Consider the following 15,452-nt stretch of genomic DNA (forward strand, 5'->3'; position numbering starts at 1 on the left):
ATAGGGTGGATCTCGTGACTGAGATGACCTATCGCCGGCTGGGCGACTCCGGGCTCGTGGTGTCCGTGGTCGGCATCGGCTGCAACAACTTCGGCCGCAAGTTGGACCTCGACGGCACCCGAGCGGTGGTGGACGCGGCCCTGGACGCCGGGATCAACCTCTTCGACACCGCCGACATCTACGGCGAGCCGCAGGGCAGCTCCGAGGAGTTGCTCGGGCAGGCGCTCAAGGGCCGCCGGGACGACGTGGTGGTGGCCACCAAGTTCGGCATGGACATGAACGGCCTCAACGGGCCGGACTACGGCGCGCGTGGCGCCCGGCGGTACATCGCCCGCGCGGTGGAGGCGTCGCTGCGCCGGCTCGGCACCGACCACATCGACCTGTACCAGATGCACGAGCCCGACCCGGGCACCCCGATCGACGAGACCCTCGCCGCCCTGGACGACCTGGTCCGGGACGGGAAGGTGCGGTACCTGGGCAACTCCAACTTCGCCGGCTGGCAGATCGCCGACGCGGACTGGGTCGCCTCGTCCAACGGCCGGTCCCGCTTCATCAGCGCCCAGAACCACTACAGCCTCGTCGAGCGCGCGGTGGAGGCCGAGGTGATCCCGGCGTGCGAGCGGTTCGGCCTCGGCATGCTGCCGTTCTTCCCGCTCGCCAACGGTCTGCTCACCGGCAAGTACAGGCGCACTGAGCAGCCTCCGGCCGGCAGCCGCCTCTCCGGCGGTGGCCGGTACGCGGAGCGGTTCGCCGCGGCCGACTGGGACACCCTCGAGGCGATCGAGGCGTACGCCGCCGAGCGGGATCTGACGATGCTCCAGGTGGCGATCGGCGGGCTGGCCGCCCAGCCGGCGGTGACCTCGGTGATCGCCGGTGCCACCACGCCCGAGCAGGTGCTCGCCAACGCCGCCGCCGGCACCTGGGAGCCCAGCGACGACGATCTGGCGGCACTGCGCGCCATCCTCTGAGCGCCGGGTCGTGGGCGTGCGCGGGGTCGTGGGCGTGCGCGGGGTCGTGGGCGTGCGCGGGGTCGTGGGCGTGCGCGGGGTCGTGGGCGTGCGCGGGGTCGTGGGCGTGCGCGGGGTCGTGATCCACTCGCGTTTCTTGAAGTCGGGGTGACCGCTCGTGCGGGACACCCCGACTTCCGGAATACCGAGTCGATCAACGGCCGATGAAGCAAGACCGGGCCGGGCCGCTCGTAGCGGCCCGGCCCGGTCGTTGTCACTGCTCGGTGCGCCGGTCGGTCAGGTGGTGCTCCGGTCGGTCAGGTGGTGCGTCGGCGGCCGAACAGCATGGCCACCCCCATCGCGACGGCGACGAGCACGAGTCCGGCCGCCGCGAACGGCCACCAGGCGGCGCCGCCGGCGTCGTCCGTCGGCGTGGTTACCGCGACCGGCGCGGGCGCCGGCGGTGACTGTGCCGCCTTCGCCTGCACCGTCGCGGTGGCCTTGCCCGCCAGTGGGGCGGGGGAGTTCACCGTCACCTTCCAGGTGCCGGTGGAGAGAACCGGGCCGCTGCTGTAGAAGCCGTGCCCTTCGGGCTGTGGATCCAGTTGCACCGGGCCGACCCGCTGCCCGTCCGGGCCGGTGGCGGTGAGGACCAACCGGACCACCTGCTCCAGCCGGCGGCCATCGGGGTGGGTGGCCTGGATGGTGACGCCCTCGGCGCCGTCGCCGGCCACCGTGATCTTGAGCTTGTCGGCAGGCGCCGGGGCGGCCCAAGCGGCTTGCGCCGCCGGGGCGGCGGCGAACAGGGCCAGTCCGACGAACACGGCGGCAAACACCTTGCGGATACCCGTCACGGACATCTCCTCACTACCGATGAGGGAGGCCCCTCCCCGACGCCGCAGCGCCGGAGAGGGGGCCTCGTCGGATCAGAGCTGGCGACCGGGTGCCAGCCGGGTGGCATCGCCACCGAGCCGTCCGGTGCCCTTGACCGGGTCACCGTCGTTCGCCTTGACCCCGGCCTTGCTGGCCGCGCCGCCGAGCCGAACGATCATGGCGTCGGCGTCCCGGATCAGGACGTTCCGGACCTCTGCCTCGCCCACGAGCGCGGTGTCGGAGGCGAGCGTCCGGAACGCGGTTAGCTGCCGGACGGCCGCCTTGTCGTCACCGGCCGCCTCGGACGCACGGACAGCGTCGAGCTTGTTCGACAACTGCTTGTGCGCCTTGGTCGAGAGCCGCCCCGTCGCCTTGAACCGGTCCAGCAGACTCTGCATGTCCCGGAACGAGGTGGTGACGAAGAACCGGACCGACGAGGTGGTCTTGTTGCCCGCCTTGTCGGTCGCGGTGACGGTCAGCTCGTGCAGGCCGAGTGACAGGTCGCACATGGCCTGCAGCGTGCCGCTGGCGTACGTCTGACCGTCCAACTGGCCGACCACGGACGCGATGCCCGAGGTCGGGTCGACGGCCTGCCACGACACCCGGACGTCCTGGCTGTCGCCGTAGAGCTGACCGTCGGCCAGCCCGGACACCAGCAGCGTCGGCTTGGTGCCGTCGATCTTCAAGACCGCCGACTTGAGCGTCTCGACGTTGCTCGCCTTGTCCGTCGACCGGAACAGCAGCTCGTGCTGGCCGTCACCGGTCACCTCGACCGGCGTCGAGTACGGCGTCCAAGCGCCACCGTCAAGCGACCACTCGACCGTCTTGACGCCGGAACCGGCGTCGGTCGCGGCCAGCACCACCGGGATGGTCCCGTTGTGCCAGCCGGAGTCGTTCGCCGGAGCGAACGTCGCCGTGGTCACCGGCGCGGTGGCGTCGATCTTGACCGAGACGGTCTTCGTCGCCTCCACGTTGCCGGCCTTGTCCGTCGAGCGGAACCGAAGCTCGTGCTCGCCGTCGCCGCTGATGGCCACCGGAGCGGTGTAGGCCGTCCAGGTGGTGGCCCCGTCCAGCTGGTACTCGGTGCTGGCGAGCCCGCTACCGCCGGCCTCGTCGGCGGCGGTGAGGGTCACCGTCACCGGCCCGGTGTGCCACCCCTCGGTGGGGGTGCCGGACACCGCCGACGTGGTCACCGGCGCGGTCTCGTCGGCCACCTTCGTGCTCAACCGGAAGTAGTCGAACGCTGCCGTCTTCGACGCCGTCTGGTTGGCGCCGAGGGTGAACAGCCCGACCTTCGGGGTCGCCCCGACCGCACTGTTGGTCAGCGCCGTCAACGCGGTCCAGGTCGTCCCGTCGGCCGAGTACGACGCGGTGAACGTGTCGCCGGTGCGAGCCAAGCGCAGGAACCACACGGCGGTGGTCAGCCCGGTCACCTCCGGCTGCGGGTTCTGTACCGCCCCGGCGATCTCGCTGCGGAACTCGATCCGCCGCGTCACCGCCGAGCCGGCCGTGTTGTCCGCGATGAAGTCGAGCTTCAGGTAGTTGTCGTCGTCGGCCTGCACGAGCAGACCGGCCTGCTGGTACTGCTCGTTCAGCAGACTGCCGTCGACCTTCGTCTCCAGGGTCCAGTCGCCCGACGGCGCGGTCTGGAGGATGAAGTTCTTCGGCCCGGTGTTGTCGGTGCCGTAGATGTCACCGTTCGGCACGTCGATGCGCAGCGCGCCACCGGTGACCCGGTAACCGTTCGGGTCCTCCCGCAGGATCGCGTCCCAGCGGCACTTGTCAAGCGTGCTGCCGTTGAACTCGTCCGACGGGTCGACCGGCCCGGCCGGGGCGTCCGGCGTCACCTGGAACGAGTCGAAGGCCGCGTTGACGACCGGCGCCTCGGTGCCGCCGTTGAGGGCGAAGACCCCGATCCGCGGGTTGGTGATGCCGGCGAGCGCGGCCGAACGGCCGACCGGGGTGAAGGTCTGCCCGTCGGCCGAGACGGCCGCGGTCAGGTTCGTCCCGTCGCTGGTGACCCGCAGGTACACGGTGTCACCCGCCGGTGCGTTGGTGGCGTCGGCGGCCTCGTTGCGAGGCGTGCCGGCCGTCTCCCGGATGAACTCCACCCGACGGCTGCCGTTGTACAGCAGATCCACCTTGGCGTAGTTGTCGTCGTCGCCGTACACCAGCAGGCCTGCCTGCTGGTAGTTGGCCGTCACCGGGAGGGTGACCTTGGTGGTCATCTCCCAGGCGCCGGTGGGCGCCGGCTGGAGCACCAGGTTCGTGGCGTCGTTGCGAGCGCCGTAGAGGTCACCCACCGCGGTGGGCAGCTGGAGCGCTCCGCCACTGAGCGAGTAGAGCTGGTTCTCCCGGATGACGCTGGTCCAGCGCTCCTTGTCGAGGCTGTTGCCGTTGAAGTCGTCCGAACGCGCCCCGAAGCAGGACGTGTCCGGGGCATCGACCCGCACCGGCACGGTGGCGTACGACTTGGCGCCCTTGCTGTCGGTCACCGTGAGGGTGGCCGTGAAGGTGCCCGCGCTGGTGTAGGTGTGGCTGGCGTCCAGGGTGGTCGCCGTGCCGCCGTCACCGAAGTCCCAGGCGTACGTCAGCGGGGTGTCGCCCTCGGCGTCGGTGGCCGTGCCGTCGAAGGCGACGGTGACCGGTGCGGTGCCGGTGGCCGGGGTGGCCGTGGCGCTGACCACCGGCGGCCCGTTCTCGGTGACACCGCGGCCGACGAAGTCCATCCAGTTGACGTTGAACAGCGAACCAGTTCCGCCGTTCGGGTCGCGGGCCAGGAAGTACAGCGAGCCGCTCGCGGCGCCGGTGACCGGTGCGCTCACGTCCGTGTACGTCTGCCACCCGCCGGTCGCCGGCACGGTGGCCGTGGCGACCACAGGTCCGTCGACAGCACCCGCGCGAACCTCGATCCGACCGCCAGCGGCGGCCGAGGCGGCCCGGAACCGGATCTCGGTGATGTTGGTCAGGTTCGCCGGAGCGACCGACCACCAGTCACCGTCCTCGATGAACCCGATGTTCTGACCACCGCCGGCGGTGTCGGCGCCGGTCTCCCGCTGCACGCCGGGGTCGCCCCCGCCGGTGCTCACCGGGGCGCGCCCGGTGGCGGTGAAGTACTCGGCCTGCTTCTGCTTGGGCTGCAGGACCTCGATCTGCCGGCCGGTCAGGGCACCGGAACCGCCGGCACCACCCTCGTCGGTGTAGGTGGCCTCGAAGACCGCGAAGACGTTCGCCTCGGCGCCGTGCCCGGAGGCGAGCGACGTCTGGACGGTGCCGGTGCAGCCGGTGTGCTGCTCCAGCGGGTGGGCGTGCTCGTCGTGACCGAGCAGCACCTGCAGCCCCACCTTGGCACAGTCGATCTGCCCGTCCTCCGGGTCGGTCACCTTGATCGAGTAACGGACCTGATCGCCCCAGTTGAAGAAGCCGCCCTCCGGCGGGAACTCGATGGAGACCGTCGGCGCGGTGTTGCCCACGGTGACCGGCACGTTCGCCACCGCGGTCCGGCCCTTGGGGTTGGTGACGGTGAGCTGGGCGGTGTAGTTGCCCGCCGTGGCGTACGTGTGCGTCGGGTTGGCCTCGGTCGAGGTCTGCCCGTCGCCGAACGTCCAGGCGTAGCTGAGCGTGCCACCGTCCGGGTCCCGGGAGCCGGCACTGGAGAAGGTGACTGTCAACGGCGCCGGACCCGAGGTCGGGTCGGCGGACGCCGCCGCGATCGGCGCACGGTCACCGGCGGTGTAGTCGATCCGGTAGACCGCGGAGTTGTCGTTGTTGCCGCCGAAGCCGCTGCCCCACTCGATCAGGTACAGCGCGCCGTCCGGGCCGAACTCGAAGTCCATCGGCCGGATCATGCTCATGCCGGTGAGCAGTTGGTTGATGTCCACCAACGACTTGCCGTCGGGGGTCACCTGCATGGTGTACATCTTGTTCTGGTTCCACTCGCCGAGCAGCGCCTTACCGTCGTAGTACGCCGGCCACTTCCGGTTGGAGTTGAGGTCGGCGTCGTAGCGGTAGACCGGGCCACCCATCGGGGCGCCGCCGCCGCCGATCTCCGGGTAGCGCGCGTCACCGGCGTACCCGTAGTCGACGGTCGCCGGGACCACCGGCGGGAGGTTGGTCAGGCCGGTGTTGTTCGGCGAGTTGTTCACCGGTGCGGCGCAGTCGAACTTCGCGCCGCTCGGGCCGGACGGGAACGTGTAGTCGTTGTACGCCTCGTTCGTGCCCGTGCAGTACGGCCAGCCGTAGTTGCCCGGGGTGACGATGTTCCACTCGACCAGACCGCGGGGGCCCCGGTTCGGGTTGTCGGTGTTGGCGTCCGGCCCGTAGTCGCCGACGTACAGCGTGTTGGTCTTCGGGTCGGTGCCGATCCGGAACGGGTTGCGGAAGCCCATCGCGTAGATCTCGGGACGGGTCTTCTCGGTGCCCGCCGGGAAGAGGTTGCCGGCCGGAACGGTGTACGTGCCGTCGTCCTCCGGGTGGATCCGGATCACCTTGCCGCGCAGGTCGTTGGTGTTCGCGGAGGTGCGCTGCGCGTCGTAGTCCTGGCGGCCCGCCCGCTCGTCGATCGGGGTGTACGAGTTCGACTCGAACGGGTTGGTGTTGTCACCGGTGGCCAGGTACAGGTTGCCGTCGCCGTCGAAGGTCATGCTGCCGCCGGCGTGGCAACAGGTGTTGCGTTGGGTGTCGACCCGCAGCACCTGCTTCTCGCTGGCCAGGCTGATGGTGTCGCCGGTGACCGTGAAGCGGGACAGCAGGTTGCGGGTGACCCCGTCGTTCGGGGCGTAGTACAGGTACACCCAGTTGTTGGTGGCGAAGTCCGGGTCGAGCCGGATGCCGATCAGACCGTCCTCGTTGCCGGTGAAGACGTCCAGGTCGACGGCGGTGACGGTGCTGCCGGTGTCCGGCTTCACGATCTGCACGCGACCGTCGCGCTCGATGTAGAAGACCCGCCCGTCGGGGGCGATGTCCAGCTCCATCGGGTTGCTGGTGTTGCTGTCCAGCGTGACCTTCTCGAAGTTCGACGTCTTCGAGGCGCCGCAGTCGGCGTTCTCGACGCCGGCCGCGGTCCGGATCCCGCCGAGCAGGTGGGAGAGGAACTCGGGCTCGGCGTACGACTCCCGGGTGTGCCCCAGGCCCGTGTACCAGGACCGGCCACCGTCGTAGTCCTGACACCAGGCGACCGGGTGGTCCGCACCCATCGCGCCGGCACCGGGGGTGTAGCTCTTCTCGTCCAGGCTGGCCAGCACGTGTACGTCCGGCCGGGGGTTGGACTGGTAGTTGTACCACTCGTCGAACCGGGACCAGCGGTCCGGCAGACCGGCCGTGGACGGGTGCGCGTGGTCTTCCACCTTGACCGTGGCCGTCTGGTTCTGCGGGTGGTTGGCGAAGTACGCGCCGACCAGGTCGCCGTACCAGGCCCAGCTGTACTCGGTGTCCGACGCGGCGTGGATGCCGACGTAGCCGCCGCCCGCCTTCACGTAGCGCTCGAACGCCGCCTGCTGGTCGGCGTTGAGCACGTCACCCGTGGTGGAGAGCCAGATCACGGCCTTGTACTTGGCCAGGTTGGCGTCGGTGAATGCTGCGCCGTCCTCGGAGTTGTCCACCGTGAATCCGTTGGCAGCGCCGAGCTGCTGGATGGCGGCGATGCCGGTGGGGATGGAGTCGTGCCGGAAGCCGGCGGTCTTGGAGAAGATCAGGACGGAGAAGGGATCGGCCGCGGCCTTTGGCGCCTTCGGCACCACCTGGCTGACCGGGGCTGCGGCTTGCGCATCCCGTGGGGGAACCTGGGCGGCCGCCTGGGCAGGCGCGCCGAACAGGGTGGTCGAGGCCATGGCCAGGGAGATCAGGGTTGCGGTGATGGGTACGCGGGCACGACGAGAACGGGACACGCCGCCTCCTGTGTCGTAGTGACAGAGCTCGCGGGAGTCGGCTCGCCGAAGGCCGTCCCTGATGGAGCCGGTGGTCACACCGTGCCAAGGTGCCCCCACCGACATTTTGTCGAATCGCTGAACAAATTAATTCGGCTGGCTCGATGTCGGGCAAGATGCGGACGGGTAACGGTTCTGCAACGGGGGGCGACATTCCGAACAGGACCGTATGAAGTGCCCCATGGATCTTGCTCGTTCTCCCGCCGGCCCACCCCGCCGGCCGTCGCCGACCGCGCCTTGGCAGGCCGGCGGATCTGTCGTACGGTGACACGCAAGTAACCCACGGGAGCCCGGTGTACCGGGCTGAGAGGGGGGCTGACAGCCCCCGACCGTCGAACCTGATCCGGGTAATGCCGGCGCAGGGAGGAGCGTTGCCGTGCCGTCCCTGGGGCGATTGCATCTCATCACCGACACCCGACCCGGTCGTGACCCACTCGCCGTGGTTCAGGCCGCCCTCAGCGTGGCCCGCGCCGACCTCGTGGTGCAGGTGCGGGTCGAGGACTCGGCCACCGACCGCGAGGCGTACGACCTGGCCCGGCGGGTGCTGGCGCTCTGCGTGTCGTACGAGGCGACCTGCCTGGTCAACGACCGGTTGCACGTGGCGCTGGCGGTGGGCGCCGCCGGTGGCCACGTCGGTGCCGACGACCTGCCGGTGGCCGCTGCCCGCCGGGTGCTCGGCCCCACCGGCGTGCTGGGGGCCACCGCCCGCGCGCCGGGCCCGGCACGCGAGGCCGTCGCGGCGGGAGCCAGCTACCTCGGCGTCGGGCCGTGCCACAGCACCAGCACCAAGACCGGGCTGCCAGATCCCATCGGGCCCGCCGGGGTGCGCGCCGTCGTCGAGGCCGTCGACGTCCCGGTCATCGCGATCGGCGGGGTGACCGCCGCCCGGGTGCCGGCGCTGCGGGCCGCCGGGGCGTACGGGGTGGCGGTGGTCGGTGCCGTCGGTGCCGCCGCCGACCCGGCACGGGCGACCGCGGAGCTGATCGAGGCTTTGACGTGCTGACCGGCCGGTCCCCGTCACCGCCGTCGAGCGACCGGGCCCGGCCGGACGTGGCAGTGGTGGGGGCGGGGCCCATCGGGCTGGCGATCGCCTGGCGTTGCGCGACCCGAGGGCTGCGGGTGGAGCTGCACGACCCGGCACCCGGCTCGGGGGCGTCGGCGGTCGCCGCCGGCATGCTCTCCCCGGTCGCCGAGGCGTACTTCGGCGAGCGGCAGCTGACCGGGTTGCTGCTGGCGTCCGCCGCCCGCTGGCCGGCGTTCGCCGCCGAGCTCACCGCTACGACCGGCGTCGAGATCGGCTACCGGACCGAGGGCACCCTGATGGTCGGCCTCACCGGCGACGACCTGGCCGAGGCGCGCCGGCTCTGGGCGTACCAGCAGGGTCTGGGCCTGCCCGTGACGCCGCTGCGCCCCAGCGAGCTGCGCGACCGCGAGCCGGCGCTCGCCCCACGGGTGCGCGGTGGCGCGCTCGCGCCCACCGACCACCAGGTCGACCCCCGTCTGCTGGTGCCGGCGCTGCGCACGGCCGCGCAGCGGGCCGGCGCGGTGCTCGTGCCACGGCCGGTCCGACACCTGTCCGATGTGGACGCCAAGGTCACCGTGGTCGCCGCTGGCTGCGAGACCGCTGCGCTCACCGGCCTGCCCGTGCGGCCGGTGAAGGGCCAGGTCCTCCGGCTCCGCGCGCCCGACGGCGTCGCGCCGGGCTTCCGGCACGTCATCCGGGGGTACGCCGACGGCGAGCACGTCTACCTCGTGCCCCGCGCCGGCGGTGAGGTGGTGCTCGGCGCGACTGTCGAGGAGCGCTCGGACACCACTGTCACCGCCGGCGCCGTGCAGCGGCTGCTGCGCGCCGGGGTCGACCTGCTGCCCGAACTCGCCGAGTACGAGCTGGTCGAGGCGGTCGCCGGGCTGCGCCCCGGCACCCCGGACAACGCGCCGATCCTCGGGCCGCTGCCCGATCGGCCGGACGTCCTGGCCGCCACCGGGCACCACCGGCACGGCATCGTGCTCACCCCGGTCACCGCCGACCTGATCGCCGATCTGGTGCTCGGCGGCGTACCCGACCCGCTGCTGACGCCCTTCCGCGCCGACCGTTACGGCGCTGCCGCCCGGGGCGGGCCTGAACCGACGACCGAGGGGGAGCTGTGGAGTTGACGGTGAACGGGGCCGGGCGCAACGTCGCCGCTGGCGCTTCCGTGGCGGACCTGGTCAGCGACATCGTGCCGCACGCGCGCGGCGTGGCGGTGGCGATCAACGGCGAGGTGGTGCCCCGAACCGGCTGGTCGGCCCGCGCGCTGTGCGACGGTGACCGGGTCGAGGTGCTCACCGCGGCGCAGGGCGGGTGAGCGGGGTGCCGTTCGAGCTGGGTGGACAGACCTTCACCTCGCGGTTGATCCTCGGCACCGGCGGTGCCGCGAACCTGCACGTGCTGGAGCAGGCGATCCGGGCTTCCGGCACCGAGCTGGTCACGCTGGCGCTGCGCCGGGTGGGCACCGCACCGGGCTCCACGGGCGGGCTGCTGGAGTTGCTGGACCGCTGCGGCGTACGCCTGCTGCCGAACACCGCAGGCTGCCACACCGCGACCGAGGCGGTGAAGGTGGCCCGGCTGGCCCGGGACGCGTTCGACACCGACTGGGTCAAGCTGGAGGTGATCGGCGACGAGCGGACGCTCCTGCCCGACGGGGTGGAGCTGCTCCGCGCCGCCGAGGAGTTGGTCTCCGACGGTTTCACCGTGCTGCCGTACACGAGCGACGATCCGGTGCTCGCCCGCCGTCTCGCCGACGTGGGCTGCGCCGCGGTGATGCCGGCCGGCTCCCCGATCGGGTCGGGGCTCGGGGTCGGCAACCCGCACCACATTCGACTCATCCGGCAGGTCGTGGACGTGCCGGTGATCCTCGACGCCGGCATCGGCACGGCGTCCGACGCGGCCCTGGCCATGGAGCTGGGCTGCGACGGGGTGCTGCTGGCGAGCGCCGTCACCCGGGCGGCCGACCCGGTGGCGATGGCCACCGCCATGCGGTACGCGGTCGAGGCCGGGCGTCTCGCCGCCGGCGCCGGCCGGATCGAGCGTCGCTTCCACGCGCTCGCCTCCACGCCCGACGAGGGAAGACCCGAGCTGTGACCCCGCCGTCCGGGATCGTCGTCCTGACCGATCGGCTCGTCGCGCGCGGTGGGCTCGACCGGGTCGTGGCGGGGGCGGTGGCCGGGGGAGTGCGCTGGGTGGTGCTGCGGGAGAAGGATCTGCCGCGCGCCGAGCGGGCCGCCCTCGCCGCCGACCTGCGCGCCATCCTCGCCGACGTCGGCGGAACCCTCGTCGTGGCCGGCCCCGACCCGCTCGGCGGCGACGCCGTGCACCTGCCCGCTGCCGGCCCGTACCCACCGCCGACCCACGGCCTCGTCGGCCGCTCCTGCCACGACCGGAGCGAGCTGGACCGCCTGTCCACCGAGCACTACGCCACCGTCTCCCCGGTCTGGCCGACGAAGACCAAACCCGGCTACGGCCCGCCCCTGGGCACCGACGGCCTCCGCAAGCTGATCGAGGTCAGCCCGGTGCCCGTGCTGGCCCTCGGCGGAATCGAAACCCCAGACCAGGTGACCGCCTGCGTAGGAGCCGGAGCCACCGGAGTGGCAGTGCTGGGCGCGCTCATGCGAGCAAAGAACACCACCGAAACAGCCGCCACCCTGACCAGCGCTTTCCAAGAGGCGGTCACCCCTGAGCTGACCCAAACCGCAACCAAGGGGGATACGTGACACCGCGCACCACCCTCACCATTGCCGGCTCGGACTCCGGCGGCGGCGCCGGCATCCAGGCCGACCTGAAGGTCTTCGCCGCGTTGGGCGCGTACGGCACCAGCGTCCTCACCGCGGTCACCGCGCAGAACACCCGGGGTGTCGACGCGGTGCTGCCGTTGCCTCCACGCACGGTCACCGAGCAGTTGGACAGCGTGCTCAGCGACTTCGCCGTCTGCGCGGTGAAGACGGGAATGCTCGGCACCCCGGCGATCGCGGACGTGGTGGCCGAGGCGGCGCGGGACGGTCGACTGCCGCAGCTCGTCGTCGACCCGGTGCTCGTCGCCACGAGTGGTCACCGGCTCGGCGTGGTGGGCGCGGTGGAGCGGCTCCTGCCGTACGCCCGGGTGGCGACCCCGAACTGTGCGGAGGCCGCGGCGCTCACCGGACGCCCGGTGGACGACGTGGCCGCGATGGTCGTGGCCGCCGAGGCCCTGGGGGCCGGTGGCCCGGAGTACGTGGTGGTCACCGGCGGTGACCTGGACGGGGGTGAGGCGGTCGACGTGCTGCACGGTGGCGGCGTCACCACCCTGTTGCGCGCGCCCCGGGTGGAGACCCGGCACACCCACGGCACCGGGTGCTCGTTCTCGGCGGCGATCGCGGTGCGGCTCGGTCTGGGCGATCCGGTGCCGGCCGCCGTGGGGACCGCCAAGGAGTACGTGCTCCGTGCGCTGACCGGCGCGCGGGGCTGGGAGCTGGGCGCGGGGCGCGGGCCGTTGAACCACTTCGGCTGGTCCGCTTGATCACCAGGGAGGCTGTCATGCACGCACGAGGCAAGGTGTACGTCGAGGGGTCCCGGCCGGATGTCCGGGTGCCGTTTGCGGAGGTGGGGCTGACCGGCGACCTGCCGCCGGTGCGGCTCTACGACACGTCCGGGCCCGGTTCGGACCCGTCGGTGGGGTTGCCCGCACTGCGGGGCCCGTGGATCGCCGAGCGGGGTGACGTGGCGCCGGTGCGGGGTGCGGGCACGCCGCTCGCCGGGCGGGGTAACCGTCGGCCCACCCAGTTGGCGTACGCGCGGGCCGGTGTGGTGACGCCCGAGATGGAGTTCGTGGCGATCCGGGAGAACGTCGACCCGGAGCTGGTACGGGCCGAGATCGCGGCCGGTCGGGCGGTGCTCCCGCTCAACGTGAACCACCCGGAGTGCGAGCCGGCGATCATCGGCAAGGCGTTCCTGGTCAAGGTGAACGCCAACATCGGCACCTCGGCGGTCAGCTCCTCGGTGGCCGAGGAGGTGGAGAAGCTGACCTGGGCCACCCGCTGGGGCGCGGACACCGTGATGGACCTGTCCACCGGCAAGCGGATCCACGAGACCCGGGAGGCGATCGTCCGGAACTCGCCGGTGCCGATCGGGACGGTGCCGATCTACCAGGCGCTGGAGAAGGTCGGCGGCGACCCGGTGAAGCTGAGCTGGGAGGTGTTCCGGGAGACCGTGATCGAGCAGGCCGAGCAGGGCGTGGACTACATGACCGTGCACGCCGGGGTGCTCCTGCCGTACGTGCCGCTGGCCGTGGACCGGGTGACCGGGATCGTGTCCCGGGGCGGTTCGATCATGGCGGCGTGGTGCCTGGCGCACCACGAGGAGAACTTCCTCTACACGAACTTCGAGGAGTTGTGCGCGATCCTCGCGAAGTACGACGTGACGTTCTCCCTCGGTGACGGGCTGCGCCCGGGGTCGATCGCGGACGCCAACGACGAGGCGCAGTTCGCCGAGCTGCGCACCCTCGGCGAGCTGACCAAGGTGGCCTGGGCGTACGACGTCCAGGTGATGATCGAGGGCCCTGGTCACGTGCCGATGCACAAGATCAAGGAGAACGTGGACCTCCAGCAGGAGTGGTGCCACGAGGCGCCCTTCTACACGCTCGGTCCGCTGACCACCGACATCGCTCCGGCGTACGACCACATCACCTCGGCGATCGGCGCCGCGATGATCGGCATGTTCGGCACCGCGATGCTCTGCTACGTCACGCCGAAGGAGCACCTCGGCCTACCGGACCGGGACGACGTGAAGGCGGGCGTGATCGCGTACAAGATCGCGGCGCACGCGGCGGACCTGGCCAAGGGGCACCCCGGCGCGCAGGCCTGGGACGACGCTCTCTCGAAGGCGCGGTTCGAGTTCCGCTGGGAGGACCAGTTCAACCTCTCGCTGGACCCGGAGACGGCGCGCTCGTACCACGACGCGACCCTGCCCGCCGAGCCCGCGAAGACCGCGCACTTCTGCTCGATGTGTGGCCCGAAGTTCTGCTCCATGAAGATCACCCAAGAGCTCAAGGAGTACGCGGCACGCGGCATGAAGGACAAGTCGGAGGAGTTCGTCTCCGGTGGCGGCCGGGTGTACCTCCCGCTCGCCTGATCTGCCCAGCCCGGTCCGGCGCGGCTGCTTCGATTGATCAACTCGGGTTCACGGATGTCGGGGTGTCCCGGTCGGTGGGTTGGCCCGGTATCAATGAACCCGAGTCGATCAAGCGGTTGGGCGGTGGGTCTGAACGCCGCGTGACGCAGGTCGACCGGGGCAGGTCGACCGCGGCAGGTCGGTCGGGGTGGGTCAGTCGCGGTGGTGTCGACCGGTGGAGCGCAGTGATCTGCGGTCGTTCTCCTGCCCGGGGTCGTTGTCCGTCACCGGCTTGCTCAGACCGGCCACCCAGTCGACGAACTCCTCGTCCTGGGACGCCAGCGGCTCCGCCTCGTCCGACGTCTTGGGGCTCTCCTCGTCGGCGCGGGACCGGTTGCGGCGGAACAGCCCGCCGAGCCGCCCACGCCGGGACGGCTGCTCTGCCACCTTCGGCGACGTCGACGCTGCGGACGTGCCGTCGGCAGGCGCCGTATCGGCAGTGCCGGTGGGGGCGCTTGCGGCGTTCGCGGGCGCGCCGGTCGGGCCCGGACGTTCGGCCGGAGCGGTCGTCTCGCTGGCATCGGTAGGCGCCGTCGGTGCCGGCGAACTGTCCGGCGATCCCGCCGACCTGCCCCGCCGGGAGGTGTCGAATGCGTTCCAGGTGCCAGCCCGGCTCAGGTCCGGCAACGGCGCCCGGTGCCGGGGCCGGGCTGTCGGGCCGGTCGGCTCGGCAGACCCGCTCGGCCCCTCCGATGCCGTCGCTCCCGGCTGTGCGGCCTGTGGTGGCACCGCCCAGGTCGAGGTGACCGGCCAGGCCGACGGCGTCGGCGTCCACAGGTGGGCGTCCGGGTCACCGGCGGCGGTGGCCTCGAACAACCCTGCGGCGGAAACGTCCTCGGCGGCGGGCCGTGCGGTGTCCGTGTCACCGGCCCCGGCCACTGCGGAACCCCTGGTCGCGGCGGCCGGTGCCGTGGTGCTGCCCGTGCCGGTCTTCGGGACCCTCGGGGATGCGGTGGCGTCGGCACCAGCGGTGCCGGAGGCGGTGGTCGGTGCCGGTGCGGCGTCGGCCGTCGCGGGGGGCTTCGGGCCGGCCGGCGCCTGCGTCGCGCCGGCTCCGACGGTTGCCGCGGTGGCCGGTGCCTGCTTCGCGTCGGAGGCGGTGGCGGCCGGTGCGCGCTTCACCTCGGAGCCGGTGGTGTCGGCGGACTTGCCTGGCCGCGTGCCCTTCGTGGCGCGGCCGGTGCTCGGCTCGGGGGTGGTTGCCGGGCTGGCCGGGGCCGTGTCGTCAGCCGCGTCGGAGGTGGTGGTGTCCGGATTGGCCTTCGCCTTGCGGGTCCGTCGCGGCTTGCTCGTCGGCGCTGCCTCGGGTGTCCCGTGATCGGAAGCGCCAGCACTGGTCGTGTCGGTGCCCGTGCTGGTCGTGTCGGTGTCCGCGCTGGTCGTGACGGTGCCCGTCCGGGCAGCGCTGCGGGTGGCGGAGACGGGTGCGTCCGGGTCGGTCGGGCCTGCGGCGGTCGGGCCTGCGGCGGTCGGGCCTGCGGCGGTCGGGCCTGCGGCGGTCGGGCCTGCGGCGGCCGGGCCTGCGGC

Annotated in this window: 10 protein-coding genes, 1 pseudogene and 1 riboswitch; of the genes and pseudogenes, 8 read left to right on the plus strand and 3 right to left on the minus strand. The window is 72.1% G+C overall.

What is annotated here, in order from left to right; genetic code table 11:
* Positions 1-5 precede the first annotated feature (5 nt).
* Entirely contained in the window at positions 6-968 is a 963-nt protein-coding gene (locus ACWER9_RS23710) for an aldo/keto reductase (protein ID WP_452303900.1), read from the plus strand.
* A gap of 296 nt (positions 969-1,264) precedes the next feature.
* Here ACWER9_RS23710 and ACWER9_RS23715 read toward each other — a convergent pair whose 3' ends face one another.
* The gene (locus ACWER9_RS23715; protein WP_452303901.1) at positions 1,265-1,801 is read right to left on the minus strand and encodes a hypothetical protein; all 537 of its coding nucleotides are present in this window, start codon (positions 1,799-1,801) and stop codon (positions 1,265-1,267) included.
* Between the two features lie 72 nt (positions 1,802-1,873).
* Complete coding sequence (locus ACWER9_RS23720) at positions 1,874-7,705, minus strand: ThuA domain-containing protein (protein ID WP_452303902.1); 5,832 nt, start codon at positions 7,703-7,705, stop codon at positions 1,874-1,876.
* A 311-nt stretch (positions 7,706-8,016) separates the two neighbouring features.
* Positions 8,017-8,126, plus strand: a riboswitch (TPP riboswitch).
* On the opposite strand from ACWER9_RS23720, the gene thiE reads away from it, so the two are divergent.
* The 7 genes from thiE (at position 8,121) to thiC (ending at position 13,886) form a co-directional block, all read left to right on the plus strand.
* Positions 8,121-8,747: a thiamine phosphate synthase gene (thiE, locus tag ACWER9_RS23725; protein WP_452303903.1), complete on the plus strand. Its 627-nt coding sequence runs from the start codon at positions 8,121-8,123 to the stop codon at positions 8,745-8,747. Its footprint overlaps the riboswitch before it by 6 nt.
* Positions 8,744-9,898, plus strand: coding sequence for a glycine oxidase ThiO (gene thiO / locus ACWER9_RS23730; RefSeq protein WP_452303910.1), 1,155 nt, complete (start codon positions 8,744-8,746; stop codon positions 9,896-9,898). Before thiE ends, thiO begins: the two co-directional genes overlap by 4 nt.
* Positions 9,889-10,089: a sulfur carrier protein ThiS gene (gene thiS, locus ACWER9_RS23735; protein WP_452303904.1), complete on the plus strand. Its 201-nt coding sequence runs from the start codon at positions 9,889-9,891 to the stop codon at positions 10,087-10,089. The genes thiO and thiS overlap by 10 nt, the downstream gene beginning before the upstream one ends.
* Positions 10,086-10,865 carry a thiazole synthase gene (locus ACWER9_RS23740; RefSeq protein ID WP_452303905.1) on the plus strand — a complete coding sequence of 260 codons (780 nt, stop codon included), beginning with the start codon at positions 10,086-10,088 and terminating at the stop codon, positions 10,863-10,865. Before thiS ends, ACWER9_RS23740 begins: the two co-directional genes overlap by 4 nt.
* Positions 10,862-11,494 carry a thiamine phosphate synthase gene (locus ACWER9_RS23745; RefSeq protein ID WP_452303906.1) on the plus strand — a complete coding sequence of 211 codons (633 nt, stop codon included), beginning with the start codon at positions 10,862-10,864 and terminating at the stop codon, positions 11,492-11,494. Before ACWER9_RS23740 ends, ACWER9_RS23745 begins: the two co-directional genes overlap by 4 nt.
* Positions 11,491-12,276: a bifunctional hydroxymethylpyrimidine kinase/phosphomethylpyrimidine kinase gene (gene thiD, locus ACWER9_RS23750; protein WP_452303907.1), complete on the plus strand. Its 786-nt coding sequence runs from the start codon at positions 11,491-11,493 to the stop codon at positions 12,274-12,276. Before ACWER9_RS23745 ends, thiD begins: the two co-directional genes overlap by 4 nt.
* A 17-nt stretch (positions 12,277-12,293) precedes the next feature.
* On the plus strand, positions 12,294-13,886 hold the full coding sequence (gene thiC / locus ACWER9_RS23755) for a phosphomethylpyrimidine synthase ThiC (protein WP_452303908.1): 1,593 nt from the start codon (positions 12,294-12,296) through the stop codon (positions 13,884-13,886).
* A gap of 192 nt (positions 13,887-14,078) precedes the next feature.
* On the opposite strand, the pseudogene ACWER9_RS23760 reads toward thiC, so the two are convergent.
* Positions 14,079-15,452 (minus strand): annotated as a pseudogene (locus ACWER9_RS23760) (hypothetical protein); the annotation flags it as partial.

This window comes from Micromonospora sp. NPDC003944, assembly GCF_053605225.1.